General features: G+C 31.7%; 1 protein-coding gene. It reads right to left on the bottom strand.

Translation table 11 applies throughout. The features are described from left to right. A partial coding sequence (locus EGM88_RS13545) for an IS110 family transposase (protein ID WP_148084090.1) occupies positions 1-489 on the bottom strand: 489 nt, incomplete at its 3' end. Positions 490-652 lie beyond the last annotated feature (163 nt).

The following is a 652-nucleotide window of genomic DNA, read 5'->3' as shown; positions in this document are numbered from 1 at the left end:
TCTTTTTAAAGAACGATACACCCATTTTGAAGGAATTCCTAACACTTCTTCTCCGTGTAACTTATTCTTCGTGGCTGTTCTTTTCTTTAAAAAACTATCCATCAGTCTAAAGAGTTGTAAGCATTCACTTTGAACCTCGGTAAGGGCATTATAAAGTGGAACCTCATTAATAAGACCATATTCACAAATTGCTTTAGCATCACTTTTGTCTGTTTTGACTTTAGCTAATTTCATCTGTATAAATCGTTTTACAGATAAAGGGTTTACTACAGAAACAATTTGTTTTTTTCTATGTAAAAACTGTGCTAACCTATAATGATAATAGCCTGTTGCTTCCATGACAACTAAAGTATTAACTTCTAAAGTTTGTAGAAACTTTAGAAAACCTTTTTCTGTGTTTTTAAATTGTAAATGACCTTGTTTGCTGCCATAGCAATCAAAAATAGCTGCACTAATGTCAATTCCAAAAGTTTCTGTATATTTATTCATATAAAATGATTTATGAAAGAATAATCTACTGGGCTCACAACAACTTGAAAACGAGATCTAGGTCTCACAGAACTGAACGTGATTTTAAGTAGAAAAGAGAGAGGATTACCAATGTTGTCGAAGTCTAAGCTTCACCGTATATATTAACCTTAATTCTCTCTTT

It is taken from the genome of Aureibaculum marinum (assembly GCF_003813905.1).
In the GTDB taxonomy this organism is placed as follows: domain Bacteria; phylum Bacteroidota; class Bacteroidia; order Flavobacteriales; family Flavobacteriaceae; genus Aureibaculum; species Aureibaculum marinum.
The sequence above is the reverse complement of the archived record's forward strand: the minus strand, read 5'-3'. Positions and strand labels throughout refer to the sequence as shown.